The organism is Sphingomonas sp. IBVSS2 (assembly GCF_002127225.1).
GTDB lineage: Bacteria > Pseudomonadota > Alphaproteobacteria > Sphingomonadales > Sphingomonadaceae > Sphingomonas.
Genome location: NZ_NFUR01000003.1, coordinates 159,264 through 183,817 on the forward strand (window position 1 = coordinate 159,264; position 24,554 = coordinate 183,817).

The 24,554-nt window shown below is 69.3% G+C and carries 25 protein-coding genes; 13 read left to right on the forward strand and 12 right to left on the reverse strand.

The features are described 5' to 3' along the window. The first annotated feature begins 4 nt into the window (after positions 1-4). From CAP40_RS10900 to CAP40_RS10935, 8 genes are all read left to right on the forward strand, one after another. Positions 5-1,576: a tetratricopeptide repeat protein gene (locus CAP40_RS10900; RefSeq protein WP_256924145.1), complete on the forward strand. Its 1,572-nt coding sequence runs from the start codon at positions 5-7 to the stop codon at positions 1,574-1,576. Next, positions 1,573-2,373: a 4-(cytidine 5'-diphospho)-2-C-methyl-D-erythritol kinase gene (locus CAP40_RS10905; RefSeq protein WP_086129554.1), complete on the forward strand. Its 801-nt coding sequence runs from the start codon at positions 1,573-1,575 to the stop codon at positions 2,371-2,373. Before CAP40_RS10900 ends, CAP40_RS10905 begins: the two co-directional genes overlap by 4 nt. A gap of 351 nt (positions 2,374-2,724) precedes the next feature. Next, on the forward strand, positions 2,725-3,447 hold the full coding sequence (locus CAP40_RS10910) for an enoyl-CoA hydratase/isomerase family protein (protein WP_086129555.1): 723 nt from the start codon (positions 2,725-2,727) through the stop codon (positions 3,445-3,447). Next, the gene (locus tag CAP40_RS10915) at positions 3,444-4,145 is read left to right on the forward strand and encodes an N-formylglutamate amidohydrolase (protein WP_086129556.1); all 702 of its coding nucleotides are present in this window, start codon (positions 3,444-3,446) and stop codon (positions 4,143-4,145) included. Before CAP40_RS10910 ends, CAP40_RS10915 begins: the two co-directional genes overlap by 4 nt. A 281-nt stretch (positions 4,146-4,426) precedes the next feature. Then, on the forward strand, positions 4,427-6,148 hold the full coding sequence (gene ilvD / locus CAP40_RS10920) for a dihydroxy-acid dehydratase (RefSeq protein WP_086130062.1): 1,722 nt from the start codon (positions 4,427-4,429) through the stop codon (positions 6,146-6,148). Beyond that, positions 6,129-6,584, forward strand: coding sequence for a hypothetical protein (locus tag CAP40_RS10925; protein WP_256924146.1), 456 nt, complete (start codon positions 6,129-6,131; stop codon positions 6,582-6,584). Before ilvD ends, CAP40_RS10925 begins: the two co-directional genes overlap by 20 nt. Then, on the forward strand, positions 6,581-7,975 hold the full coding sequence (locus CAP40_RS10930; protein ID WP_086129557.1) for an NAD(P)H-hydrate dehydratase: 1,395 nt from the start codon (positions 6,581-6,583) through the stop codon (positions 7,973-7,975). The genes CAP40_RS10925 and CAP40_RS10930 overlap by 4 nt, the downstream gene beginning before the upstream one ends. Then, a complete protein-coding gene (locus CAP40_RS10935) occupies positions 7,966-9,156 on the forward strand; it encodes a class I SAM-dependent RNA methyltransferase (RefSeq protein ID WP_086129558.1) in 1,191 nt (396 codons plus the stop codon). Before CAP40_RS10930 ends, CAP40_RS10935 begins: the two co-directional genes overlap by 10 nt. Positions 9,157-9,216: 60 nt before the next feature. Here CAP40_RS10935 and truA read toward each other — a convergent pair whose 3' ends face one another. After that, positions 9,217-9,957, reverse strand: a complete 741-nt coding sequence (truA, locus tag CAP40_RS10940) for a tRNA pseudouridine(38-40) synthase TruA (RefSeq protein WP_086129559.1) — start codon at positions 9,955-9,957, stop codon at positions 9,217-9,219. After that, on the reverse strand, positions 9,954-10,892 hold the full coding sequence (gene fmt / locus CAP40_RS10945) for a methionyl-tRNA formyltransferase (RefSeq protein WP_086129560.1): 939 nt from the start codon (positions 10,890-10,892) through the stop codon (positions 9,954-9,956). The genes truA and fmt overlap by 4 nt, the downstream gene beginning before the upstream one ends. Positions 10,893-11,005: 113 nt before the next feature. On the opposite strand from fmt, the gene recR reads away from it, so the two are divergent. The 3 genes from recR (at position 11,006) to CAP40_RS10960 (ending at position 13,785) form a co-directional block, all read left to right on the forward strand. Beyond that, positions 11,006-11,602 carry a recombination mediator RecR gene (recR, locus tag CAP40_RS10950; RefSeq protein ID WP_086129561.1) on the forward strand — a complete coding sequence of 199 codons (597 nt, stop codon included), beginning with the start codon at positions 11,006-11,008 and terminating at the stop codon, positions 11,600-11,602. A 181-nt stretch (positions 11,603-11,783) separates the two neighbouring features. Beyond that, positions 11,784-12,311 (forward strand): peptide deformylase, encoded by a 528-nt coding sequence (gene def / locus CAP40_RS10955; RefSeq protein WP_086129562.1) that lies wholly within the window; start codon positions 11,784-11,786, stop codon positions 12,309-12,311. 196 nt (positions 12,312-12,507) lie between these two features. After that, positions 12,508-13,785, forward strand: coding sequence for a DNA recombination protein RmuC (locus CAP40_RS10960; protein WP_256924147.1), 1,278 nt, complete (start codon positions 12,508-12,510; stop codon positions 13,783-13,785). Position 13,786: 1 nt separating this feature from the next. Here the strand turns inward: CAP40_RS10960 and CAP40_RS10965 are convergent, their stop codons facing one another. From CAP40_RS10965 to CAP40_RS11000, 8 genes are all read right to left on the reverse strand, one after another. Next, positions 13,787-14,482, reverse strand: coding sequence for an META domain-containing protein (locus CAP40_RS10965; RefSeq protein ID WP_086129564.1), 696 nt, complete (start codon positions 14,480-14,482; stop codon positions 13,787-13,789). A gap of 75 nt (positions 14,483-14,557) precedes the next feature. Further along, complete coding sequence (locus CAP40_RS10970) at positions 14,558-15,358, reverse strand: RNA methyltransferase (RefSeq protein WP_086129565.1); 801 nt, start codon at positions 15,356-15,358, stop codon at positions 14,558-14,560. A 33-nt stretch (positions 15,359-15,391) separates the two neighbouring features. Then, positions 15,392-15,646 (reverse strand): HPr family phosphocarrier protein, encoded by a 255-nt coding sequence (locus tag CAP40_RS10975; protein WP_373384898.1) that lies wholly within the window; start codon positions 15,644-15,646, stop codon positions 15,392-15,394. Between the two features lie 14 nt (positions 15,647-15,660). Beyond that, positions 15,661-16,068 (reverse strand): PTS sugar transporter subunit IIA, encoded by a 408-nt coding sequence (locus CAP40_RS10980; protein WP_086129567.1) that lies wholly within the window; start codon positions 16,066-16,068, stop codon positions 15,661-15,663. Position 16,069: 1 nt separating this feature from the next. Further along, the gene (gene rapZ, locus CAP40_RS10985) at positions 16,070-16,999 is read right to left on the reverse strand and encodes an RNase adapter RapZ (protein WP_086129568.1); all 930 of its coding nucleotides are present in this window, start codon (positions 16,997-16,999) and stop codon (positions 16,070-16,072) included. Further along, on the reverse strand, positions 16,996-17,421 hold the full coding sequence (locus tag CAP40_RS10990; protein ID WP_086129569.1) for an HPr kinase/phosphorylase: 426 nt from the start codon (positions 17,419-17,421) through the stop codon (positions 16,996-16,998). The genes rapZ and CAP40_RS10990 overlap by 4 nt, the downstream gene beginning before the upstream one ends. Further along, positions 17,421-19,001: a stimulus-sensing domain-containing protein gene (locus CAP40_RS10995; protein WP_086129570.1), complete on the reverse strand. Its 1,581-nt coding sequence runs from the start codon at positions 18,999-19,001 to the stop codon at positions 17,421-17,423. The genes CAP40_RS10990 and CAP40_RS10995 overlap by 1 nt, the downstream gene beginning before the upstream one ends. Further along, complete coding sequence (locus CAP40_RS11000; RefSeq protein WP_086129571.1) at positions 18,970-19,677, reverse strand: response regulator transcription factor; 708 nt, start codon at positions 19,675-19,677, stop codon at positions 18,970-18,972. Before CAP40_RS11000 ends, CAP40_RS10995 begins: the two co-directional genes overlap by 32 nt. Positions 19,678-19,852: 175 nt before the next feature. Between CAP40_RS11000 and CAP40_RS11005 the strand changes: the two genes are divergently transcribed. After that, positions 19,853-21,460, forward strand: a complete 1,608-nt coding sequence (locus tag CAP40_RS11005; protein ID WP_086130064.1) for a phosphoenolpyruvate carboxykinase — start codon at positions 19,853-19,855, stop codon at positions 21,458-21,460. Positions 21,461-21,563: 103 nt separating this feature from the next. After that, entirely contained in the window at positions 21,564-21,884 is a 321-nt protein-coding gene (locus tag CAP40_RS11010) for a hypothetical protein (protein ID WP_086129572.1), read from the forward strand. 49 nt (positions 21,885-21,933) lie between these two features. Here CAP40_RS11010 and CAP40_RS11015 read toward each other — a convergent pair whose 3' ends face one another. Both CAP40_RS11015 and CAP40_RS11020 read right to left on the reverse strand, forming a co-directional pair. Beyond that, the gene (locus CAP40_RS11015) at positions 21,934-23,637 is read right to left on the reverse strand and encodes a serine hydrolase (protein WP_179188106.1); all 1,704 of its coding nucleotides are present in this window, start codon (positions 23,635-23,637) and stop codon (positions 21,934-21,936) included. Between the two features lie 61 nt (positions 23,638-23,698). Next, positions 23,699-24,532, reverse strand: a complete 834-nt coding sequence (locus CAP40_RS11020) for a helix-turn-helix transcriptional regulator (protein ID WP_144034326.1) — start codon at positions 24,530-24,532, stop codon at positions 23,699-23,701. Positions 24,533-24,554 lie beyond the last annotated feature (22 nt).

A 24,554-nucleotide genomic window follows, 5' to 3' on the forward strand; every position in this document is an offset into this window, starting at 1 on the left:
GCTCGTGCTGCTGGCAGCGCTGCCCGCCACGGCGCAGCGGGCCGTGCCGCAGACTGAGCTGCGCGACTATGCCCGGGCGCGTGCCGCCGATGCGGCGGGCGAGCCGGTGCTCGCCGCCGCCGGCTATGCCCGCACGCTCGCCGCCGTGCCCGACGATCCGGTGCTGGCGATGCGCGCCTATCGCCAGGGGCTGGCGGCCGGCGACTTCGCCCTCGCCACCCGCGCCGCCGCCGTGCTGGTCAAGGCGGGCACCGCGCCGCCCGATACCGACCTGCTCGCCTTCGCCGTCGCGCTGCATGGCAAGGACCGGCTCGGCGCCGAAAAGGCACTGGAGCGGCTCGCGCGCGCGCAGCTCGACTTCATGGTGCCCGTGCTCGGCGCCTGGCTCGCGGTCGATCGCGGCCAGGACCCGTTGCCGCTGCTCGACACCGCGCGGGGCAATGCGCTCGCGTCGCGCTTCGCCGGCCGCAATCGCGCGCTGCTGCTGATCGCCTCGGGCAAGCCCGATCAGGGCCTGTTCGCGCTCGCCGCCGCGCGCGGCACCGAAGACGCGTCGGACCGGCGGATCGATGCCGGTATCGCGCTGCTCCGCACCGGCAAGGGCGACCAGGCGCAATTCGTCCTCGGCGAGCTTGCCGGCGCTTCCCCGGCGTGGCGCAAGCGCGAGGCGAAGGCCGGCAGGCCCGATGCCGCCTTCGGTGCCGCGCATGTCTTCCTCAGCCTCGCCAGCGACCTGGGCAGCGAAGACATCGCCCCGCTCTCGATCCTGCTCGCCCGCGCGGCGCTGCTGCTCGATCCCCAGGAGGAGCGGGCGCGGCTGCGGCTCGCCGATGCCCTGTCGCGCAGCGACGCGACCGACCTGGCGCTGGCGACGCTGGCCGCGATCCGCGCCGACAGTCCGTTCGCGCGCGGTGCCGCCGCCGGCAGGGTCGCCGCGCTCCGCCGCGCCGGCCGCCTGCCCGAAGCGCTCGCGGATGCAGGGGCGCTCGCCGCACCGGCGGGGGCGAGCGCCCAGGAGATCCGCGACTATGGCGAGCTGCTGTTCCAGGTGGAGCGCTATGGCGATGCGGCCGACGCCTTCGCCCGGGCGCTTGCGCGGGCGGGCGGCGATGGCGGCTGGGAGCTCCATTATCTGCGCGGCGCCGCGCTCGATCGTGCCGGCCGCTGGGACGCGGCGCTGCCCGAGCTCCAGCGCGCCGTCCAGCTTGCGCCCGAGGAGCCCGAAGCGCTGACCTGGCTCGGCAATGCCCAGGTCGAGCGCGGCGTCGACCTGCCCGCGGCCCAGGCGCTGCTCGAGCGCGCCAGCAAGCTGAAGCCCGACGATCCCGAAATCACCGACTCGCTCGGCCGCGCCTATTATGCCGATGGCCAGCTGGCCAAGGCGGTGCCGCTGCTCGAAGCGGCGGTGCGCGCCGATCCGGGCGGCGCCCGCGCCAACGAGCATCTGGGCGATGCCTATTGGAAGCTCGGCCGCCGGGTGGAGGCGCGCTATGCCTGGCGCGCCGCCCAGGTGACTGCCGACGAGGGCGATGTCGCCCGGCTCAAGGCCAAGCTCGCCGACGGCCTGGCGCAATGATCGTCGAGACCGCGAAGGCCAAGCTCAACCTGGCGCTGCACGTGCGCGCGCGGCGGGCCGATGGCTATCACGAACTGGAGACGCTGTTCGCCTTTGTCGAGCATGGCGACATCGTCAGCGTCGCGCGTGCCCGGGCCGACAGCTTCACGCTCGCCGGCCCCTTCGCAGCGGCGCTGGACGGGGAGGGCGACAATCTCGTCACCCGCGCGGCCGAGGAATTCGCCCGCGAATTCGGCCATGGCGCGCACGCGATCACGCTCGACAAGCGCCTGCCCGTCGCCTCGGGCATCGGCGGCGGCTCGGCCGACGCGGCGGCGACGTTGCGGGCGCTGGGGCGGCTGCACGGCGTCGCGGTGGCGGACATGTTCCCCATCGCCGTCGCGCTGGGCTCGGACGTTCCGGCCTGCCTTCATGGCGTCACTGCGATCGGGCGGGGCAGGGGCGAGCGGCTGGAACCGGTTGCCGGCCTGCCGGGCACGCCCGTGCTGCTGGTCAATCCGGGCGTCGCCGTCTCCACCGGCGAGGTGTTCCGCCGCTGGGACGGCGTCGATCGCGGGCCGCTCCCGGCCGATCCGCGTGCGGGCCGCAACGATCTCGAGCCCCCGGCCCGGGCGATCGCGCCGGTGATCGACGATGTGCTGGACGCATTGGCGGGTATGCCGGGGGCGGAACTGGTGCGGATGTCCGGCTCCGGCGCGACCTGTTTCGCGCTGTTCGACGGCGAGGCGAGCCGCGATGCGGCGGCGGCGGCGCTGTCCGGCCGGGGCTGGTGGCTGCTTCCCACACGACTGACCTGATCCTCGGCCGTCAAGCCGGGTTTGCCTGGCGTGAGACAAGGGCCCTCAATAGCCGTCATCCCGACGAAAGCCGGGATCTCAGGCGATGGCGGGGAAAGCGCCGCACGAGATCCCGGCTTTCGCCGGGATGACGGTTGAAGGAAGCGGGAAGGAATATGAGTCCCCCAGCCATCGCTGCGCCCCGCCATTAACCACGCTCGCATACCCGGTCTTTTCCCTTTCCGGCCTATGCCGTCGTCAGCGGATCGACTGCCGGGAGCAGAACGTCTGTCGGTGGCGCGGGCGAAAGCCCGCCCCATCCCGGCGCGCCTGGCCCTTGACAGCGGCGCCCCATTCGGGCCGATCCGCGCCATGATCCATCTCACCCGCAACGGCCATGTCGCCACCATCGCGCTCGCCAGGCCCGAGGCGAAGAACGCGCTCCCCACCGCCGCCTGGCAGGCGCTGGCGGCCGCGGCGCGCGACGTGGGCGATGCCCGCGCCGTGATCCTCAGGTCCGACGTGCCGGGCATCTTCTCCGCCGGCGCCGATGTCCGCGAGTTCGAGCAGCTCCAGGCCGATCCGGCGCTGCGCACCCGTTTCCGTGAAGCCATGCGCGAGGGGATCGAGGCGATCGCCGCGCTGCCCATGCCGGTGATCGCCGCGGTCGACGGCGGCTGCTTCGGTGCGGCGGTGGCCCTGATCCTCGCCGCCGATATCCGCATCGCCGGCGCCCAGGCCGAATTCGCGATCACGCCCGCCAGGCTGGGGATCGGCTATCCGCGCGCGGACGTCGCCCGGCTGGAGGCGCAGGTGGGGCGGGGCATGGCAGCGCTGCTGCTCTTCACCGGCGACAAGCTGCGGCCCGACGAGGTCCACAAGATCGGCCTGGTCGAGCTCAAGACCCGCAAGGCGATCGACACCGCCACCGCCATGGCGGATGCGATCGCCGGCAACGCCCCCCAGGCGGTCAGGCTGCTCAAGCGCACCCTGGGCGGCGAGCAGACCGACCGGGACTTCGAGGACGCGTTCGGCGGCCCCGAATTCGCCGAGGGCCTTGCCGCCTTCCGCGCGCGCCGGAGCCCCAGCTGGTGAGCGCCGCCGAGATCCTGGAGGGCGATGCCCGGGACGTCCTCCTGCTGTGCGACCACGCCTCCAATGCCGTGCCGGCGGACATCGATCTCGGCATCGATCCCGCGCTGCTCGACAAGCATATCGCGATCGACATCGGCGCCGCCGCCGTCACGCGCGTGCTGGCGGCGCGGCTCGGCTGCCCGGCGATCCTGGCCACCGTCTCACGGCTGGTGATCGATCTGCACCGCGAGCCCGACCATATCGGCCTGATCCCGCACCGGAGCGACGGTCATCTCGTCCCCGGCAACGAGACGGTCGACAAGGCCGCGCGCATCGCCCGTTTCCATGCGCCCTATCACCGCGCCCTGCGCGATCGCATCCGTGCCCAGCGGCCCAGGTTGATCCTCTCGATCCACAGCTTCACGCCGTGCCTGGAGCATGGTGGCACCGACCGGCCCTGGCAGGTGGGTGTGCTCTACAATCGCGATGTCCGCGCCGCGCATCCGACGGTGGCCTTCTTCCGGGAACGCGGCTTCGTCACCGGGGACAACGAGCCCTATTCGGGCCGGCTGCTGAACGCGACGCTCAACCGCCATGCCGAGGGGCAGGGCATCCCCTCGGTCGCGATCGAGATCCGCAACGACCTGATCCGCGACGGTGCCGGGGCGGAGGAATGGGCGGGCGTGCTGGCGGACCTGGCGGGGCATTTGCTCGCATAGCCGTCATCCCCGCCTCAAGTCCTCGTCCCGGCCTCGCGCCACCAAGCTGCTTCAAGCCGGCTCCCGGGCTCAAACCGTCATCCCGGCGAAAGCCGGGATCTCGTGCGGCGCTTTCCCCGCGCCATCGCCTGAGATCCCGACTTCCGTCGGGATGACGGGGAAGCTGGGCAATCCGCCTCCCTTCCAGGGATGGAGCGTAAGGGCGCTTCGCCACCCGCGATAATTTCTTTACGCAATAGTCTTGCGCAAAACTGCCTTCTCGCGACATAGGCTTGCGCATCATGACCAACCGATTCGACAAGTCCAAGCTCCCCAGCCGCTATGTTTCCGTCGGCGTGGAGAGTGCCCCGCACCGCAGCTATTATTACGCCATGGGCCTCACCGAGGAGGAGATCGCCCGGCCGTTCGTCGGCATCGCCTCGGCGGGCAATGACAGCGCGCCGTGCAACACCACGCTCGATCAGCAGGCGGACTGGTGTCGCCAGGGCGTGAACGAGGGCGGCGGCATGCCGCGCCGCTTCAACACCATCACCGTGACCGACGGCATCGCCATGGGGCATCAGGGGATGAAATCCTCGCTGGTCAGCCGCGAAGTCATCGCCGACTCGGTCGAGCTGTCGGTTCGCGGCCATTGCTACGACGCGCTCGTCACCTTTGCGGGGTGCGACAAGTCGCTTCCCGGCATGATGATGGCGATGCTCCGCCTCAACGTGCCGTCGATCTTCGTTTATGGCGGTTCGATCCTGCCGGGTCGCTGGCACGACCGCGACCTGACGGTGATCGACGTGTTCGAAGTCGTCGGCCGCTATGCCGCCGGCAAATGCCCGCTCTCGGAAGTCACCGAGATCGAGAAGGCGGCCTGTCCGGGGCATGGCGCCTGTGGCGGCCAATATACCGCCAACACCATGGCCTGCGTTGCCGAGGCGATCGGTTTGTCCTTGCCGAACAGCAATATGGCACCAGCTCCTTACAAGTCGCGCGAGGAGATCGCGGTTGCGGCGGGCCGCCAGGTGATGGAATTGATCGCCCGCAACCTCCGCCCGCGCGACATCTGCACGCGGGAAGCGTTCGAGAATGCCGCCCGCATCGTCGCGGCGACCGGTGGTTCCACCAACGGCGCGCTGCACCTGCCGGCGATGGCCAATGAGGCGGGCATCGATTTCGACCTGTTCGACGTCGCCGAGATCTTCAGGACCACGCCCTATATCGCCGACCTGAAGCCCGGCGGCCGCTATGTCGCCCGCGACATGCACGAGGCGGGCGGCATCTACATGCTGATGAAGACGCTGGCGGCGGAGGGCTTCCTCCATCTCGACTGCCTGACGGTGACGGGGAAGACGCTGGGCGAGAATATCGACCAGGTCACCTGGAACCCCGACCAGAAGGTCATTTACGACGCCAGGACGCCGATCACGCCCACTGGCGGCGTGGTCGGGCTGCGCGGTTCGCTTGCGCCCGAGGGGGCGATCGTGAAGGTCGCTGGGATGAAGCGGCTCCAGTTCACCGGCACGGCCAAGGTGTTCGAGCGCGAGGAGGACGCCTTTGCCGCGGTCGAGGCCAATGCGATCGAGGAGGGGACGGTGGTCGTCATCCGCTATGAAGGGCCCAAGGGTGGCCCCGGCATGCGCGAGATGCTGTCGACCACCGCGGCGCTCTATGGCCAGGGGCTGGGCGAGAAGGTGGCGCTGATCACCGACGGGCGTTTCTCGGGCGGCACGCGCGGCTTCTGCATCGGCCATGTCGGGCCCGAGGCGGCGGATGGCGGCCCGATCGCGCTGGTCGAGGATGGCGACGAGATCAGCATCGATGCCGAGGCCGGCACCGTGGATCTCAACGTGCCCGAGGACGTGCTTGCCGAACGCCGCGCCAGATGGCGGCCGCGCACGAACGATTACCAGTCCGGCGCGCTCTGGCGCTTTTCCCGGAATGTCGGCCCGGCCTATAAGGGAGCGGTAACGCACCCGGGAGCCAGCGCCGAAACCCATGTCTTCGCGGATATCTAGACCAATTCTCTCGCTCTCCTCAGAAGCGAGGGGCGGCGCGCAACGGGCATTTCCGCTGGTTGCTCTCGCCCTCCTCGCCGCCTGCGACACCCAGGTCCGCGATAAGGCGGCGGAGGCCCGCAACCAGGTTCTGGCGGAGAAGCGCGAGAAGGCGGAGGGCCGCATCGAATGCGCGCCGCCCGGTGCCCAGGCCTTTTCCCTCGCCTGCACGATCGATCGGGTCCAGTCGCAGGACGGGCTGTTCCTCACCCTGCGCCATCCCGATGGCGGGTTCCGCCGCCTGCTCGTCACGACCGACGGGCGCGGGGTGGTCGCCGCCGATGGTGCCGAGCAGGCCGTGGTGACGCCGCTTGCCCCGGATCTGATCGAAGTCGCGATCGGCGGCGCGCGCTATCGCTTGCCCGCGACGGTGCGCGGAGCGAGGGCAGGGCAATGATCCCGCCCGGCGCACCGATCGTCACCGCCGCCCGGATGCGCGCCGCCGAGGAGGCGCTGTTCCGGCGCGAACCCCAGCTGGACGTGATGGAGCGGGCCGGCGCCGCCGTGGCGCGCACGGTGGCGCGCTTCGCCCGGGGCAGCCCGATTCTCGTCCTGGCCGGGCCCGGCAACAATGGCGGCGACGCCTATGCCGCCGCGCGCCTGCTGAAGGCAGCCGGCCATGACGTCGCGGTCGCTGCCTGTGGCGAGCCCGGCACGCCCGCCGCGCGGGCGATGCTGGAGCGCTGGGGCGGGGACGTGGGCGCGCTCTACCAGGCCCGGCCGCGCCCGGTGCTGGTCGATGGACTGTTCGGCACCGGCCTCACCCGCCCGCTCGAGCGTGGCATCGCGCCGGTCCTGGCCGAGTTGGTCGCCGCTGCCCGTTTCTCGCTTGCGATCGACTTGCCCTCGGGCCTGGCCACCGACAGCGGCGCCGATCTCGGTGCGCCGCGCGGGATCGGCGCGACGCTGGCGCTGGGGGCGCTCAAGCCTGCGCACCTGCTCGATGCCGGGCTGGAGCGCTGCGGCCAGGTCCTGCTCGCCGATATCGGCATCCCGGTGGAGAGCGACTGGCGCACTGTTGCCCGGCCGAAGCTCGCGGCGCCGGGGCCGCACGCCCATAAATACAGCCGCGGCCTGGTCGTGGTGGTCGAGGGCGACATGCCCGGCGCCGCCCGGCTCGCCGCCCATGCCGCCATGGCAGGCGGCGCCGGCTACACGATTCTCGCCTGCCGCGACGAGAGCGGGGGCGGTCCCGATGCTCTGGTGCGCCACAGGATCGCGAATGGCGACGACCTGGCCGATTTCCTCACCGAGAAACGTATCGGGGGAATCCTGATCGGCCCCGGATTGGGCCGCGATCGCCGCGCCGAAGGGCTGCTGAAGGCGGCGTTGAACGCCGATCTTCCCCTGATCCTCGACGGCGACGCGCTGACCTTGCTCGGCAAATCCGCCGCCGCCTGGCTGCAGCGCCGCACTGCCGCGACCTGGCTCACGCCCCATGAAGGCGAGTTCGGCCGGATGTTCGAAAGCGATGGCGATAAGATTGCACAAACTATTGCAGCATCGTCGGAATCTCGTACGACCATAGTCCACAAGGGTGCCGATACGGTGATCGCCACGCCCCGCGGGGAGGTTCGCGTGCTCGCCCGGGCTTCGTCCTGGCTCTCCACCGCCGGCACCGGCGACGTGCTTGCCGGCACGCTTGCCGCGCAGGTTGCTGCGGGCAATAAAAATGCTGCGGAAACAGCGGTTTGGCTCCATGCGCGCGCGGCGGCTCTTGCAGGGCCGGCCTTCATCGCCGATGCGCTGCCGATGCATCTTCCCCAAGCGATCTCCGAATGTCTCTGAGCGAAGTCCTCCGCGTCGCAGGGCGCGGCGAGGGCGTCACCGCCGATGGCCGCTACGTGCCCCTTGCCGCACCCGGCGACCAGATCGGCGCCGACGGCGCGATCCTTCCCGGCCCGCATCATCGCGAGCCGCCCTGCCGCCATTTTCCGGAATGCGGCGGCTGCCAGCTACAGCATCTCGACGATACGGCGTGGAGCGGCTTCATCGTCGACCGGATCGCCGCCGCGCTCGCCCAGCACAAGCTCGAGACCGAGATCCGTGCGCCCCGGCTGTCGCCGCCGCGCACCCGCCGCCGCGCGACGCTCCACGCCGAGCGTCGCGGCCGCCAGGTCCATATCGGCTTCACCGCGCAGGGCAGCCACGCGCTGATCGACCTGCAGGAATGCCATGTCCTTGCCCCCGAACTGTTCGCGCTGCTCGTGCCGCTCCGGGGCCTGCTCGCCGCGCTGCTGCCGGGTTCGCGGCGGATCAACGTCCACCTCGCCAGGGCCGACCAGGGCGTGGACGTGCTGCTCGACGGGCTGGAGGCGGAGGGGCTGGCCGCCGCCGAGGCGATCACTGCCTTCGCCCAGCGCCACCAGCTCGCCCGCTTCGCGATGGACGAGGGACTAGGCCCCACCGCGCGCTGGGAGCCGGATCCCGTCACCATCACGCTCGGCGGCGTCCCCGTGCTGTTCCCGCCGGCCAATTTCCTCCAGGCGACGGCCGAGGGCGAGGCGGCGCTGGTCTCCGCGGTCCGCGAGATCGCCGGCAATGCCGGCACCGTCGCGGATCTGTTCGCCGGGCTCGGGACCTTCACCTTCGCCTTCCCCAAGGCCAAGGTCTATGCGGCCGAAGCGGCGCGTGACTCGATCCTGTCGCTCAAGGCCGCGGCGGCGCAGGCCCGGCGGCTGGTCTTCGCCGACCATCGCGACCTGTTCCGCCGCCCGGTGACCGGCGCCGATCTCGACAAGTTCGATGCTCTGGTCCTCGATCCGCCACGCGCCGGCGCGCGCGAGCAGGTGGCCGAGATCGCCAAGGCGCGAGCGCCTGTCATCGCCTATGTTTCCTGTAATCCCAGCACGTTTGCACGGGATGCGCAGATATTGTGCGAGGGCGGCTACACCCTCGACTGGATCCAGCCGGTCGGGCAGTTCCGCTGGTCGACCCATGTCGAGCTGGCGGCGCGGTTCAGCCGCTAGGGCCACCCTCCCGCTTGCGGGAGGGATCTCAGGGCCGCCCTCCCGCTTGCGGGAGGGATCTCAGGGATAATCGGCCCTGAGGAAGAACAGCCCGTCCGACGGTGCGTTGAGGCCCAGCGCGGCGCGATCCCGGGCTTCCAGCGCCGCGCCCATGTCGTCGGGGGTCCAGCGCCCCTGACCCACCAGCACCAGGCACCCCACCATCGAGCGCACCTGGTGATGGAGGAACGAGCGGGCCGAAGCGAACACGCTGATCCGCTCGCCGTCCTGCACCACGTCGAGCCGGTCGAGCGTGCGCAAGGGGCTGTCGGCCTGGCAATGGGCCGAACGGAAGGTGGTGAAGTCGTGCCGGCCCACCAGCCGGGCCGCGCCCTCGGCCATCAGCCCGGCATCGAGCGGCGGGATCACCCGCCAGGCGAGGCCCTTCTCCCAGGTAAGCGGCGCCCGTCTTGTTGAGATTCGATATTCATAATGGCGGGCAACACACGAAAAACGCGCGTGCCAATCATCCGAAACCTCGACACAATCGAGGATCGCCACCGGATTGGGCCGCACCCGCGCATTGAGCGCTTCCATCAGCCGGAAGGCGGCAATCGGCTTGTCGATATCGATGTGCGCCCGCATGCCGAGCGCATGGACGCCTGCATCGGTGCGCCCCGCCGCCTGTACCGAGGCGCGTTCGCCGGTGACTGCGAAGGCGGCCTCCTCGATCGCCTGCTGCACGCTCGGGCCATGGTCCTGCCGCTGCCAGCCCATGAAGGGCCGCCCGTCGAACTCCACCGTGAGCGCGAACCGCGTCAAAGCCGGGTACCCGGGGGGATGGGAAAGCCGCGCAGCAGCTCGGTTACCGTCATGACGCCACGTCCCGCGCGTTGCACGGTATCGGGCCGGACGGCGCCGTCTCCGCAGCCGATCGCGAGTTGCGCGTCCAGGACGAGGCCCGGGGTGGTGCGATAATGGATATCGCCCGGATTGTCGGAGCTGCTCTGGATATGGGCGGTCAGTATCTTGATGCGTTCGCCGGCATGCTCGAACCATGCCCCCGGCGCGGGATTGAACGCCCGGACGTGGCGATCGACCTGCCGGGCGCCGGTGCTCCAGTCGATCCGCGCTTCGGACTTGTCGATCTTGGCCGCATAGGTCACGCCTTCCTCCGCCTGCGGTTGCGGCGGATAGCCTGCGATGTCGGCCAGCACCTCCACCATCAGCTTCGCTCCCAGCAGCGAAAGCCGGCGGGAGAGCATGCCGCTGGTATCGTAGGGGCCGATGGGAAGCCGCTCTTCCCGTCGCACCGGACCGGTATCGAGTCCCGCTTCCATCTGCATGATGCCGACGCCGGTCTCGTCGTCGCCGGCCAGGATCGCCCGCTGGATCGGCGCGGCGCCACGCCATCTCGGCAGCAGCGAGCCATGGACGTTCAGGCAGCCATGCCTGGGCGCATCGAGCAGCGCCTGGGGCAGGATCAGGCCATAGGCGGCGACCACCGCCACGTCCGCCTCCAGCGCCGCGAAGGCCGCGATCGCTTCCGGCTCCTTGCGGAAGGAGAGCGGCGTGCGCACTTCGATCCCCAGTTCCTCGGCCCGGGCATGGACCGGTGAAGGCGTCAGCGCCTTGCCCCGCCGTCCGCCGGCGCGCGGCGGCTGGCTGTAAGCCGCCACGACGTCGTGCCCGGCCTCGACCAGCGCATCGAGCACCGGCACGGCGAAATCCGGGGTTCCCATGAATATCACTCGCATGCCCAGCCCTTAGCCCCAACCGTCATCCCGGCGAAAGCCGGGATCTCATGCGGCCCGGCGGGCAGGCGGCTGGGCGGTTTCCTTTCTGTTCCTGCATGGCTACATCTCCATCCATGGCATCCCCCGAGATCGAAGCGCTCACCCAGGCCCTGTCGCGACTTCCCGGCCTCGGCCCCCGTTCGGCACGCCGCGCGGTGCTTCACTTGCTCAAGAAGCGCGAGACGGCGCTCGACCCGCTGCTCTCGGCGCTGGGCGCGGTGAGCCGCAACCTGGCCACCTGCGGGATCTGCGGCAATGTCGACACGTCGGATCCCTGCCAGATCTGCGCCGATCCGCGCCGCGACACGCGCGCGCTTTGCGTGGTCGAGGAAGTGGCGGACTTGTGGGCGCTCGATCGCTCGCGGCTCTTCCCCGGCCGCTTCCATGTGCTCGGCGGGCGCCTCTCGGCGCTGGAAGGCGTGCGGCCCGAGGATCTGCGCATCGACAGGCTGGTCGCGCGCATCGCGGCGGGCGGGATCGACGAAGTGGTGCTCGCGATGAACGCCACGCTCGAAGGCCAGACCACCGCCCACTATATCGCGGAGCGGATCGAGACCTATCCGGTGCGCGTCACCCAGCTCGCCCACGGCCTGCCGGTGGGCGGTGAGCTCGATTATCTCGACGAAGGCACGCTGGCCCAGGCGTTGCGCGCGCGGCGGCCGGTGGCTTAGAAATTCCTCCCCCAGCTTGTCTGGGGGAGGGGGACCGCTCGCGAAGCGAGTGGTGGAGGGGCGAGGCGGACCCACCACGTTCGAGCCCGCCCCTCCACCATGCTGCGCATGGTCCCCCTTTCCGAGACGAGCTCGGGGAGGAATTATTGATTCGAGCGCCCCGCTCGCCTAAATTGGACCGATGGCCATTCTACCCATTGTCGAAGTACCCGATCCGCGCCTGCGCCTCATCTCCGAACCCGTCGCGGAGGTGACCGACGAGTTGCGCGACCTGATCGCGGACATGTTCGACACCATGTACGACGCGCCCGGCATCGGCCTTGCCGCCATCCAGGTGGGCGTGCCCAAGCGCGTGATCGTGATGGATCTGCAGGAGCGCGAGGACGAGGAAGGCAAGCCGATCCGCGAACCGCGCGTCTTCATCAACCCCGAGATCCTCGATCCGGCCGAGGAACAGTCCGTCTATACCGAGGGCTGCCTGTCGATTCCCGAGCAGTTCGCCGATGTCGAACGCCCCGCGCGTTGCCGGGTGAAGTGGCTGGACGAGAAGGGCGCCGCGCATGACGAGGTGTTCGAGGGGCTGCTGGCCACCTGCATCCAGCACGAGATGGATCACCTCCAGGGCATCGTCTTCATCGATCATCTCTCGCGCCTGAAGCGCGACATGATCCTCAAGAAGCTCAACAAGGCCCGCCGCGCGGCCGCCTGAACCCGGCGCATTCCCGTGAAATCGCGAGCCGCGGGCGGAAACGTCCGCGGCTTTTGCGTGGGCGGCGGAAATTCGCGCTGTCCTACACGGATTGTTCGAGTTATGTTCCTTGTCGGGTCGCTTCTTTGCCGGCGCTCCCGATCGCGCGACCCTTTGCCTTGTGTGCGCGATGTTGGTGACGTTTGGGAGGATTGGGTTGGACGTTCTGGCTCTGGTGATCGCAGTGGCGGCGCTGTTCGTCGGGCTTGGCCTGGGCATGTTCCTGGGCGGCCGCCCGGCGGCGCAGATGCGTTCGGAACGCGATGCCCGCGCGGCGGAGTTCAAGGCCGCCGCCGCCGATCTCGGTCGCGCCCAGATCGAGCTGGCCAGCCTCAAGGCGGAGACCGGCGGCATGGAGAGCCGCTTCGCCGAACTGGCCCACCGCATCCTCGGCGAATCGCAGAAGAGCTTCCTCGAGCGGGCCGACCAGCGCTTCGCCCAGGCAGGGGAGAGCAACGAAGCGAAGATGAAGGCGCTGCTCGCCCCGGTGCAGGAGACGCTCACCCGCTACCAGCAGGGCCTGAGCGAAGTCGAGAAGGAGCGGGTGGGCAGCTATCAGGCGCTGCGCGAGGCGGTGCAGCAGCTCCATGCCGGCCACACCCAGGTGCGCGACGAGACCGCCAAGCTGGTCAATGCGCTGCGCACCAGCCCCAAGGCGCGCGGCCGCTGGGGCGAGCAGAGCCTGCGCAACGTGCTCGAACAGGCCGGCCTGTCGCAGCACGCCGATTTCCAGACCGAGGTTTCGGTGAACACCGAGGACGGGCGGCTGCGCCCCGACGTGATCGTGCGCCTGCCCGGCGGCAAGAAGCTGATCATCGACGCGAAATGCTCGCTCAACGCCTTTCTCGACGCCAGCGAAGCGCATGACGAGGGCAGCCGCGCCGCCCATCTCGCCGCGCATGCCGCCGCGATCCGCCGGCATGCCGAGCAGCTCGGCTCGAAGAACTATTGGGCGCAGTTCGGCGATGCGGCCGATTATGTGATCCTCTACATTCCCGGCGAGCATTTCCTCACCGCGGCGCTGGAGCAGGACGATGCGCTGTGGGAATGGGCGTTCGAGCGCCGCGTGCTGCTCGCCACGCCCACCAACCTCGTCGCGATCGCCCGCACCGTCGCCAGCGTCTGGCGCCAGGAGAAGCTGGCCGAGGAAGCCGCCGAGATCGCCCGGCTCGGCAAGGAGCTGCATTCGCGGCTCGCGACGATGGGCGGCCATGTCGCCCGGATGGGCCGCAACCTCGAACAGGCGACGGGCGCCTATAATGCGATGGTCGGCAGCCTGGAGAGCCAGGTGATGACCCAGGCCAAGCGGTTCGAGGCGCTGGAAGTGTCGAGCGGCACCAAGGAGATCGAGCCGCTGCCGATGGTCGAGAACGCACCGCGCCCGCTCACCAAACTGGTGGCGGGCCCGGCGGACGAGGCGGCGGCGGCGGAATAGTTCAGGGCCGGGCGCGAACCAGGGTCATGGTGCGGCCGCGGGCACCGGTCAGCACCAGCTTGCCGGCGCGGTTGCCCGACACGGTCAGGCGCTCGCCGAGCAGGCCGAGAATGGCCTGTTCCTGCAGGTTCCGGCCGCGATCGATACAGGCCATCTTCGTGCTGGCCACGCCGCCGGTGCTGAGCCGGCCGCGGGCGAAATCATAGCTGCCGAAGAAGCGGTTGCAGCCGGCATTGCCCGAGATGCGGCCCTTTTCGAACGCGACCACGGGGCTGGTGCCGCGCAGCACCGGCCGGCCGTCCAGCGCCTCGATCCGCCAATTGCCGTCGATCGCGCTGGTAGCGGCCTGGGCACGCGGCTCGCCGCCACAGCCCTTGAAGGTCCGGCCGTCCACCGTGACCGTCACCGTGTCGGGATAGATGCGGTCGCTCATCCCGTCGCTGCACTGGCGATGGTTGGTGTTCACGTCGATCCGGCGGGTCTGCCAGATCTCGCCGGCAAAGCCGTGGATCACCCGGGGCGTGGGCACGCTGACGGTGGGACGGCCTGGCGCCTCGAAGCGCATGGTCCGCGCGCCGATGGTCAGGCTCCAGAACGGCTCGGTGCCCGAAGCGCGATACGCGTCCTGGGCCTGGGCGGTGGCGGGCAGGGCGGTCAGCGCGATCAGGCTGGCGGCGGCGATCGTCGAAATGCGCATGGTCTCACTCCTCTTCGCCGCGGGAAATGCGCGGACCGGGCTGAACGATCGATGGCCGTAACGATTATCGAAGGTTCAGCTTCGTTGCTGGCCCAGCACTTCATAGGCCATCACCGCGGTGGCCATGGCGGCGTTCAGGCTGTCCGCCTTGCCGAGCATCGGGATCTTCACCAGCAGGTCGCAGGCCTCGGCCATGAAGCCGGGCATGCCCTGCGCCTCGTTGCCGGTGAGCAGGAAGGTCGGCGCCTCATAGCGGGGTGCGCGATAATCATGCTCGGTGTCGAGGCTGAGGCCCACGAGCTGGCCGGGGCCCTTGCGTAGCCAGACGAGGAAATCGCCCCAGCTCGCCCGCGCCACCGGCACGGTGAACAGCGCGCCCATGCTGGCCCGCACCGCCTCCACCGAGAAGGGGTCGACACAGTCGTCGATCAGGATCAGGCCGCCGGCGCCCACTGCATCGGCAGTGCGCAGGATGGTGCCCATGTTGCCCGGATCGCGCAGTCGCTCGGCGACCAGCCAGATACCCGCCTTGCTCCGGTCGAGATCGGCGAGCGTGACCGCGAACTCGGGATAGACGCCCACCACTGCGCCGGGATTGTCCTTGCCCGAAAGCTTGGAGAGGATGTCGTTGTTGGTCTCGACTGCCCAGCCGCCCTTGCCCTCGGTGGCGTCGATCAGCGAACGGACCAGCGCATGGCCCGCCATGTCCTTCGAGAAGAACAGATATTCGGGAACCCACCCGGCCTCGTGCGCTTCGGTGAGGATGCGCAGACCCTCGGCCAGGAACAGGCCTTCCTCGCGGCGGTGCTTCTTGTCGCGCAGGTTGCGGACGCGCTTGATGAGGGGATTAGAAAAGGCAGTTATCTCGCGAGGCATCGGCGATGCCCTAATGCCAATTTCCGCCCGAGGCTATTCCTCGTTGAACCGCGCCTCGACCAGCGCGACCAGCGCCTGGACCGCGCCGTCGGCGCCATCCCCCTCGGCGCTGATCGAGATGGTGTCGCCCTTGGCGGCGCCCAGCATCATCAGGTCGAGGATCGAAGTGCCCGAAGCGGTGTTGCCGTCCTTCTCGACGGTGAGTTCGACCGGCTGGGCGGTGGCGAGCGTCACGAAGGCCATGCTGGCGCGCGCGTGCAGGCCGCGCTTGTTCTCGATCGTGACCATACGGATGCAGCGGTTCAAGCGGCGGCCTCTCCCAGCACTTCGGATGCGATGGTGATGTATTTCCGGCCTGCGTCGCGCGCTGCGGCCACCGCTTCGGTGACCTTCATGGTCTTGCGCGCACTGCCCAGGCGAATCAGCATCGGCAGGTTGATCCCGGCGATCACCTCGACCCGGCCCGCTTCCATCAGCGAAATGGCGAGGTTCGACGGGGTGCCGCCGAACAGGTCGCTGAGCACGATCACGCCCCGGCCCGAATCGACGCTCTTGATCGCCGCGGCGATATCCGCGCGGCGACCTTCCATATCGTCCTCGGGCCCGATGCAGATCGAGGCGACCTGCTCCTGCTTGCCCACTACATGCTCCATCGCGACTACGAACTCCTCCGCGAGTCGTCCGTGCGTCACGAGCACCAAACCGATCATCTCAAACTCCGCCCCCTGCCGTGGTCACCGGGGCCCCCTCCAGCGAGTCCTGCGGCGCGGTCTTCGTGTCACGATGCGTCACCGTGGGCGAAAAACCCGCGCCGCGCAACCGCGCGGCCATCCGTTCGGCGACATGTACCGAACGGTGACGGCCTCCGGTGCATCCGAACGCTATCGTAACATACGCCTTTCCCTCGGCCTGGTAACGCGGGAGCAGCAGGAGCAGCAGCGACTCGATCTGCGCCATCGCCGCCGGATAGGCCGGGTCGGCCGCGATATAGGCGGCGACCTTGGGATCCTTGCCGGTGCCGGGGCGCAACGCCGGGTCCCAGTGCGGATTGCGCAGGAAGCGCATGTCGAACACCAGGTCGGCATCGCGCGGGAGTCCGCGGGCGAAACCGAACGAGACGACCGAGATAACGGTGTCGCTCAGCCCCGCGCCCGAGAAAGTGGTCCGGATCTGCTGGGCCAGCTCGTTGGCGCTGAGATCCGTCGTGTCGATCAGCCGGTTCGCCCAGCTGCGAAGCGGGGTGAGCAGTTCGCGCTCGTGCGCGATGCCGTCCTGCGCCGGGCGGTCCTGGGCCATGGGATGGCGGCGGCGCGTCTCCGAATAGCGCCGTTCCAGCTCGGCGCCCGAACATTCGAGGAACAGCGTGCCGACGTCATGGCCATGTTCCTCGCGCAGCTTCTTGATGCGGCGGACGATGTTCTCCGGATCGAAGCCGCGCGTCTGCGTGCCGATGCCGATGGCCAGCGGCCGATCGTCGTCGGCATCGCCCGGCGCAGTGTCGAGCAGGCGGTTGAGCAGCAGCAGGGGCAGGTTGTCGACGGTCTCCCAGCCCAGATCCTCGAGCGTGCGCAATACCGTCGACTTGCCGGCGCCGGAGATGCCGGTGACGAGCAGGATCTGCTTCGGGCGCTTGCTCGTCACGCGAATGCCTTCAGCGCATATTCGACCTTGATCGGTGCCGCCGGCTCGTTGGGGGCAAGCGCGATCACGGGCACGTCCACGCCGGCGATGCGCTGGTTGCGGCGGTCCTCGGGCACGCGCGGCGCCGTGTCGAGCACCACCGCGATCAGCGCGACGGGCACTTCGGCGAGGCTGGGCAATTCCACCGAACCGATGCCGCGAATCTCCACGCGGCCGGCAGTGCCCGTCGGTGCCGTGCCGAGCAGTTCGGCGCCGCGGCGCACGCAGACGGTGCGCGTATCGGCCACCAGGGTGGCGCCGCGATCCAGAAGGCGGAGCAGCAGGTCGGTGCGCTGCGCCTCGTCGCGTGCCTCGATCAGCACGCCGCGGCCGTCGATCGCCACGCAGGCGCCCAGAATCGCTTCCGACGACAGCTCCGCCATCAATTGCGTCCCGTCAGTGGCAGTCGCACCACGAATCGCGCCCCGCTCAATCGATCCTCCCGCGATTCGACTGAAATGCTCCCCTGATGGCCCTCGACGATCGTGCGGGCGATGGCAAGCCCCAGGCCGGAATGCTGGCCGAATGCCTCGTCCTGCGGACGCACCGAATGAAAGCGGCGGAAGATGTTCTCGCGCGCTTCCTCGGGCACGCCGGACCCCTCGTCCTCCACCCGGATGGTGAGATAATCCGCGTCGCTCGAAGCCGAGATCGCGATCAGGCTCCTGGGCGGCGAGAAGGAGATGGCGTTCTCGATCAGGTTCTCGAACACGCGTTCCAGTCGCGCGCCTTCGCCGAGCACCGTGAGCTCGACGCCCGGCCCGCGATCGAAGGCGATGCGGATGCCGTTCGGGATGCCGCGCGCTTCGCGCTGGTCGAGCAGCGCCTGGATCATCGCGCCGATATCGACCGGCTCGAAGGTGGCGCGGCTGAGCTGGGCGTCGAGCCGGGAAGCCTCCGAGATGTCGGTGATCAGCCGGTCCAGGCGCAGCACGTCGTCCCGCACGATTTCGAGCAGCTGGTCGCGATGCTCCTTCTTCTTCACCGCCGCCATGCCGTCCACCGCGGAGCGCAGCGAGGCGAGGGGGTTCTTCAGCTCATGGGTGACGTCCGCCGCAAAGGCCTCGGTCGCGTCGATCCGGGCGCGCAGCGCCTGGGTCATGTCGGACAGCGCACGGGCGAGCAGGCCGATCTCGTCGCTCCGGTCGGGCAGGCGGGGCACCACCACTTCGCGCGCGCGCCCCAGCCGTACCCGGATCGCGGCGCGCGCGAGCAGGCGCAGCGGCCGCACGATCGTGCGCGCCAGGAACAGCGAGAGCAGGATCGAGAAGACCGAGACGAAGAGCAGGACCATGCCCAGGCGGAAGCGCTCGGCCCGCACCGTCTGGGTGATGTCGCGCGCGTTCACCGTGGTCATCACCACGCCCAGTTCGGTGATCGGCGCGGCGGCGGTGATCACCGGTGTGCGATCGGGCGCGCGCCAGACGGTTGCCGGGGTGCCATGCGCGGAGAGGGCCGTGCGCACGTCCGGCCAGTCGAGCCCCTGGTCCGCCGGGCGCTCGCGATAGAGGGGCGCGCGATCGGCCCCCGCCACCGTATCGATCACCGCGTCGAGGAAGCGTGCCGCCTCCAGCCCCCAGGGATCCTTGTCCGGATCGCGCAGCACCACATTGCGCAGGCCGAGCGCCTTGCTGTCCGAGAGCAGTTTCCCCTTTTCGTCGAACAGGCGGATGCGCGTGCCGGTGTCGCGCGCCAGGCTGAGCACCAGCAGGTCGCGGCGTTTCGCGTCCTTGGCGGAGGCGAGGGCCTGGGCGATCAGCCGCACCTCCCGGCCGGCCTGTTCCACCCGGCTGTCGACGATCCGGCTGCGATAGGAATCCAGGTACGAGAAGCCGCCGCCCAGCAGCGCCAGCGCGAAGATGTTCACCGCGAGGATGCGCGGCGTCAGGCTGACCCGGTTGGACCATTTGAGCGCGAGGTCGCGCTCGTCCCTATTCGTCCGAGAACCGGTAGCCCGCGCCATACAATGTCTCGATGGCGTCGAACTGCGAGTCGACCTGCCGGAACTTGCGGCGCACGCGCTTGATGTGGCTGTCGATGGTGCGGTCATCGACATAGATGTCGTCCTGATAGGCGGCATCCATCAGCTGGTTGCGCGTCTTCACGATGCCCGGGCGCTGCGCCAGCGTCTCCAGGATCAGGAACTCGGTGACGGTCAGCGTCACGTTGATGCCGTTCCAGGTCACGCGGTGGCGCGCCGGGTCCATGGTGAGCCGCCCGCGCTCCAGCGCCTCGGCGGTCACTTCCTCGCCCCCTTCCGCGCTGGGCTGCGTGGCCTCGGTGCGGCGCAGGATCGCGCGGATCCGCGCGATCAGCAGCCGCTGGCTGAACGGCTTGGCGATATAGTCGTCCGCGCCCATCGCCAGGCCCAGCGCCTCGTCCAGCTCGTCATCCTTGCTGGTGAGGAAGATCACCGGGATCGTGCTCTTCTCGCGCAGCCGGCGGAGAAGCTCGAGCCCGTCCATCTTCGGCATCTTGATGTCGAGCACCGCCAGATCGGGCGGATTGTCGATCAGTGCCTTCAGGGCACTCTCACCGTCCGAATAGACGCGCGTGAGGAAACCCTCGGTCTGCAACGCGATCGAGACGGAGGTGAGGATGTTGCGGTCGTCATCGACCAACGCGATCGTTGCGGTCATGCTTGTGCGGCACTCGGGTCCATTGAATCCGTGGCGTAACCGAAAGTTCTTTGCCGCTCAATCGGCTGACAACGTTTACTCGGGTTGACCCCCGTCCGGCCGAGGTTCAAGGCCGCGCAATATTATTGCACCGGAGGGCAACACTCCGGGCAAGCACTTGGAGACGGAGGCCAATTTGACCGAGCGCACCCCGCGCCATGGTCTCGATGCGATGGGCATCGGGACGGACGCCGATATCATCTGGAACCTGGAGACCGCCCAGCTCGTCGAGCATGCCGTGCGCCGCGGCGAGGGCAAGCTGGCCAAGGACGGCCCGCTGGTCGTCACCACGGGCAAGCACACCGGCCGTTCGGCCAAGGACAAGTTCATCGTCCGCGACGCCGCCACCGAGGACAGCGTCTGGTGGGGCAAGGTCAACAAGGAGATGAGCCCGGCGCATTTCGCCGCGCTCAAGGCCGATTTCCTTGCCGCGCTGGCGGATCGCGACACGCTCTTCGTGCAGGATCTCCATGGCGGCTCGCAGGCCGAGCACCGCGTCAACGTGCGCGTGATCAACGAGCTGGCCTGGCACAATCTGTTCATCCGCACGATGCTGGTCCGTCCGCCGGCCGGAGACCTTGCCGGCTTCGTGCCCGAGTACACGATCGTCGACCTGCCCAGCTTCCGCGCCGATCCGGAGCGCCATGGCTGCCGCAGCGAGACGGTGATCGCGGTGAGCTTCACCGAGAAGCTGATCCTGATCGGCGGCACCGCCTATGCCGGCGAGATGAAGAAGAGCGTCTTCGGGCTGCTCAACTATCTGCTGCCCCAGGACGGTATCATGCCGATGCATTGTTCGGCGAACATCGGCGCGGACGGCGACACCGCGGTGTTCTTCGGCCTGTCCGGCACCGGCAAGACCACGCTTTCCGCCGATGCCTCGCGCACGCTGATCGGCGACGACGAGCATGGCTGGTCGGACACCGCCGTGTTCAATTTCGAGGGCGGCTGCTACGCCAAGATGATCAACCTCTCGGCCGAGGCCGAGCCGGAGATCTTCGCCACGACGAAGCGCTTCGGCACGGTGCTCGAGAATGTCGTGATGGACGAGGAGAGCCGCGCGCTCGATCTCGCCGACAACAGCCTCGCCGAAAACAGCCGCGGCGCCTATCCGATCGACTTCATTCCCAACACCTCCGAGCGGAACCTCGGCCCGGTGCCGCGCAACATCATCTTCCTGACCGCGGATGCCTTCGGCGTGATGCCGCCGATCGCCAAGCTCACGCCCGATCAGGCGATGTATCACTTCCTCTCGGGCTACACCGCCAAGGTGGCCGGCACCGAGATCGGCGTGACCGAGCCCGAGGCGACCTTCTCCACCTGCTTCGGCGCTGCCTTCATGCCGCGCCACCCGGCGGTCTATGGCAATCTGCTCAAGGAGCGGATCGCGAAGGGCGGTGTGGATTGCTGGCTGGTCAACACCGGCTGGAGCGGCGGCCGCGCCACCGATCCGGGCATCAAGCGCATGCCGATCCGCGTGACGCGGGCGCTGCTCAACGCCGCGCTCGACGGCAGCCTTGCCCAGGCCGAGTTCCGCAGGGATCCCAATTTCGGCTTCATGGTGCCCATCGCGGTGCCGGGCGTGGACGGCGCGATCCTCGATCCGCGGGCCGCCTGGGCGAACAAGGCGGATTACGACGCGACCGCCGGCAGGCTGGTCGACCAGTTCGTCGAGAATTTCGCCCAGTTCGCCGACCATGTCGATGCGGGCGTGCGCGAGGCTGCGCCTAAAGTGACTGCCTGACCCGCCGCGCTTTCCCGGCCGGATGCCGGGGAAACTGTGGGCGCCGGTGCCAAGCTGTGCTAAGCCTGCTCCCGTTCCGATCACTCGTAACGGGAGCAAGCATATGAGCATCCTCGACGGCATTCTCGGCCAGGTTTCGCAGAACGTGGACGTGGCCAATCTCGCGTCCAAGGTCGGGCTTTCGCCCGAGCATGTCGAGCAGGCGGTGCAGGCGCTCGCCAAGTTCCACCCGATGGACACCGATACCGCCGAAGGCGCCGCCTCGGCGACCGGCCTGCCGGTGGAAAAGCTCCAGGAGATCATCGGCCATATCGGTGGCGAGGGTTCGCTCGGCCGCTTCTCGCAGCTGATGCAGGAAGGCGGCGAGGGCGTGCTCGGCCAGCTCGGCGGCCTGGCCTCGGGCCTGTTCGGCACCAAGAGCTGAGATTTGCGCGGGGCTCGCCCGGCGCAATCGGCCGGGCGAGCCCCGCGTTTCAGCGCACTGCCGGCAGGATATGGTCCGGCGTGTATTTCTCCTGGGGTACGTACATCACCTTGTCCCCATAGTTGCCGCCGAAGATCGCGACGACCAGGTCGAGTTTCGGCACCACGATCACCACCTGGCCGCCATTGCCTGCCGCATAGAAGGCCGGCAGCTTCTCGCCCTGCCAGGGCAGGTCGATCCCCCACCAGAGATAGCCATAGTGCAGCCCGCGCAGCTCGCCGCGCGGCGCGGTGGAGCGGCGCACCCAGTCGGCGCTCAGGATGCGCTTGCCCTGCCAGTTGCCGCCGTCGAGCATCAGCTGGCCGAGCTTCATGAAATCGCGCGGCCGGAACTGCGCGCCGCCGCCCATATAGGGCTCGCCGGTCGGCTGCAGGTTGAGGGCATAGGGCCCGAACTGCATCGGCCGGGCGATCAGCCGGTCGAAGCTCTGCTCCAGCGGCTCGCCGGTAACCTTCGCCAGCACGCCGCCCGCCAGGTTGGGGTTGGTGCTGCAATAGACGCGGCTCGCCCCCGGTGCCGCGACCATCGGCAGGTCGAGCGCATAGCGATACCAGTCGGGCTGGGCCTCCTGGTCCTGCATCACGTCCTCGTTGCCCGGCGCCTTGGGATCGCGATCGTCGCAGTGGAAGCCCGATGCCATGCCGAGCAGGTCGCCCAGCGTCATCGCCCGCTTGCGCGGATCGAGATCGGCGGGGAGCGTCTTCTCCATCGTCGCATAGACCGGCGTTTCCGGCCCGATCCGCGTGCCCTGCTGCATCGCCGCGCCGACCAGCACCGAGGTGAGGCTCTTCGCCGCCGAGCGCGTGTCGTGCAGGGCGTCGCCATCGATGCCGTGCAGATATTCCTCGAGCACCAGCTTGCCATGGCGCGCGATCAGCACCGCATGGATGTCCTGCGCATGGACCGAGTCGATCGGCTGCTCGATCAGCATCTGGACGAAGCGTTCGATCGCGGCGCGGTCTATCGCTTCCGCCGTCAGCGTGGACACCGGCCAGCCGTCCAGCTTCGGCAGCGGCGCGCGATAGGCATAGGGCGCCGTGAGGCCGGGGCGGGGATAGAAATCGCTCAACGCGCCCGCCGGCTCGAAATCATAGCTGTTGCCGCGCCCGGGAATGGCGATCGAGAGCAGGCGGTTGCCGGCATCGAAGCTGCCGGCGGCGATCTCCACCTCCTCGGTCGCGCCGCCGGGCTTGCCGAGCAGCCGCACATGGCCGTCCTTCAATTCGATGTGCCTGAGGTCGACATTGCGCCCGATGTTACGGTCCGGATTGCGCAGGAACACGCCGAGCCGCCCGTCCGCCTCGCGGTCGATCTTCAGGTAGAGCGTGAAGGTCTCGTCGAGCGGCCGCACCTCGCCGCGCCACAGCGACGGGCCCGCGGCGGCGAGCACCACCGGAGTCGCATAGCGCATCCCGCCGGTGACGCTGCGGGGCTGGATCCAGTGACCGCGGATGCGGTTGCCCTCGATTCGCCCGCGAAAGCCGCCCAGTTCGCCCGCCAGGGTGAAACGCAGCGTGTCGCCCGCCCGGGTCACCGCCGCCTCGCGTCCGGCGATCTCGGCGCGCCAGCCCGACGCTTCCCGGACCAGGGTGAGCGTGCCGCGCACATCCGGGCCGAAGCGCTTCTTCGCCGCCCAGAGCCCGGTGATATCCTGTTTCGCATCCTGTGCGGCGAGAGGAACCGGGAGGGTCATTGCCGAGGCCAACAGGGCGGAGAGGAGGACGGAACGCATCGAAACCCTTTCATCGGTTGCGTCAGCCGCTTTGCGCCGCCGGCACGCCATCGTCTTGTATCCGCGCAACCTCCCGCCGCCAGCGCGCCGGCGTTGCGCGAAAGGCTTCGCGAAAGGCGCGGCTCAGATGCGCCTGGTCGACGAAGCCGACGGCACAGGCCACTTCGGCCAGCGAGGCGGTGCCGCCTCCCAGCATGGCCGCCGCCCGTTCCAGCCGCCGCCCGCGCAGCAGCTCGCCCGGCGTGCAGTGGAGATAGCGCCGGAAGACGCGGGCGAGGTGCACCGGATGCACGCCCGCCTCGCGCGCGAGATCGGCGACGCACAGTGCCGGGTCGTCGGCGGTGAAACTCATTTCGAACACGCGGCGCAGCCAGGAAGGCGGCCTGGCGGCGCGCCGCGCTTCGTCGGAGGAAAGCGGCTGCACGCTGGCGACCAGCTGGTGCGCCCGCCCGTCAAAGGCGAGGGGGGAGGATGCCGCCCGGTCGAACTGCGCCGCGACGGCGTGCGCCGTCCAGATCGCATAGGGATCGAGCACCCGCACCGCAGGGCCTTCGCCGCGCGCATATCCGCCTGAAATGGCGAGGAAGCTGCCCCGGCCTTCGTGGAATCGGTCGCGATGCGTGGTGCCGGGCGGGTTGAACACCAGCAGCGGCGTGCGCGAGACCGGCGGCGCATCCCTGGCCGAGGACTTGTACCCGCCCGAGAGGACGAGCACGAAATGCGCCTCGTCATGCGTATGCGTCTCGACCTCGTGCTCGGGCGCCGTGGCAGCAAGCCGGTGATAGGTGAAGCCGCCGATCGCGCGATAGGCGGGGCCGTCGCCCCAGAATTCATGCCGCGCCCGCCGCAACGCCACCGTTCCCGACCCCTTGTGGTTC

Excerpts from the sequence above, each read along its gene's own strand:
- CAP40_RS10905 (WP_086129554.1), top strand. The coding sequence starts at position 1,573 with ATGATCGTCGAGACCGCGAAGGCCAAGCTCAACCTGGCGCTGCACGTG.
- CAP40_RS10910 (WP_086129555.1), top strand. The coding sequence starts at position 2,725 with ATGATCCATCTCACCCGCAACGGCCATGTCGCCACCATCGCGCTCGCC.
- ilvD (WP_086130062.1), top strand. The coding sequence starts at position 4,427 with ATGACCAACCGATTCGACAAGTCCAAGCTCCCCAGCCGCTATGTTTCC.
- CAP40_RS10925 (WP_256924146.1), top strand. The coding sequence starts at position 6,129 with ATGTCTTCGCGGATATCTAGACCAATTCTCTCGCTCTCCTCAGAAGCG.
- CAP40_RS10930 (WP_086129557.1), top strand. The coding sequence starts at position 6,581 with ATGATCCCGCCCGGCGCACCGATCGTCACCGCCGCCCGGATGCGCGCC.
- CAP40_RS10935 (WP_086129558.1), top strand. The coding sequence starts at position 7,966 with ATGTCTCTGAGCGAAGTCCTCCGCGTCGCAGGGCGCGGCGAGGGCGTC.
- fmt (WP_086129560.1), bottom strand. The coding sequence starts at position 10,892 with ATGCGAGTGATATTCATGGGAACCCCGGATTTCGCCGTGCCGGTGCTC.
- recR (WP_086129561.1), top strand. The coding sequence starts at position 11,006 with ATGGCATCCCCCGAGATCGAAGCGCTCACCCAGGCCCTGTCGCGACTT.
- def (WP_086129562.1), top strand. The coding sequence starts at position 11,784 with ATGGCCATTCTACCCATTGTCGAAGTACCCGATCCGCGCCTGCGCCTC.
- CAP40_RS10965 (WP_086129564.1), bottom strand. The coding sequence starts at position 14,482 with ATGCGCATTTCGACGATCGCCGCCGCCAGCCTGATCGCGCTGACCGCC.
- CAP40_RS10970 (WP_086129565.1), bottom strand. The coding sequence starts at position 15,358 with ATGCCTCGCGAGATAACTGCCTTTTCTAATCCCCTCATCAAGCGCGTC.
- CAP40_RS10975 (WP_373384898.1), bottom strand. The coding sequence starts at position 15,646 with ATGGTCACGATCGAGAACAAGCGCGGCCTGCACGCGCGCGCCAGCATG.
- CAP40_RS10980 (WP_086129567.1), bottom strand. The coding sequence starts at position 16,068 with ATGATCGGTTTGGTGCTCGTGACGCACGGACGACTCGCGGAGGAGTTC.
- CAP40_RS10990 (WP_086129569.1), bottom strand. The coding sequence starts at position 17,421 with ATGGCGGAGCTGTCGTCGGAAGCGATTCTGGGCGCCTGCGTGGCGATC.
- CAP40_RS10995 (WP_086129570.1), bottom strand. The coding sequence starts at position 19,001 with ATGGCGCGGGCTACCGGTTCTCGGACGAATAGGGACGAGCGCGACCTC.
- CAP40_RS11000 (WP_086129571.1), bottom strand. The coding sequence starts at position 19,677 with ATGACCGCAACGATCGCGTTGGTCGATGACGACCGCAACATCCTCACC.
- CAP40_RS11010 (WP_086129572.1), top strand. The coding sequence starts at position 21,564 with ATGAGCATCCTCGACGGCATTCTCGGCCAGGTTTCGCAGAACGTGGAC.
- CAP40_RS11015 (WP_179188106.1), bottom strand. The coding sequence starts at position 23,637 with ATGACCCTCCCGGTTCCTCTCGCCGCACAGGATGCGAAACAGGATATC.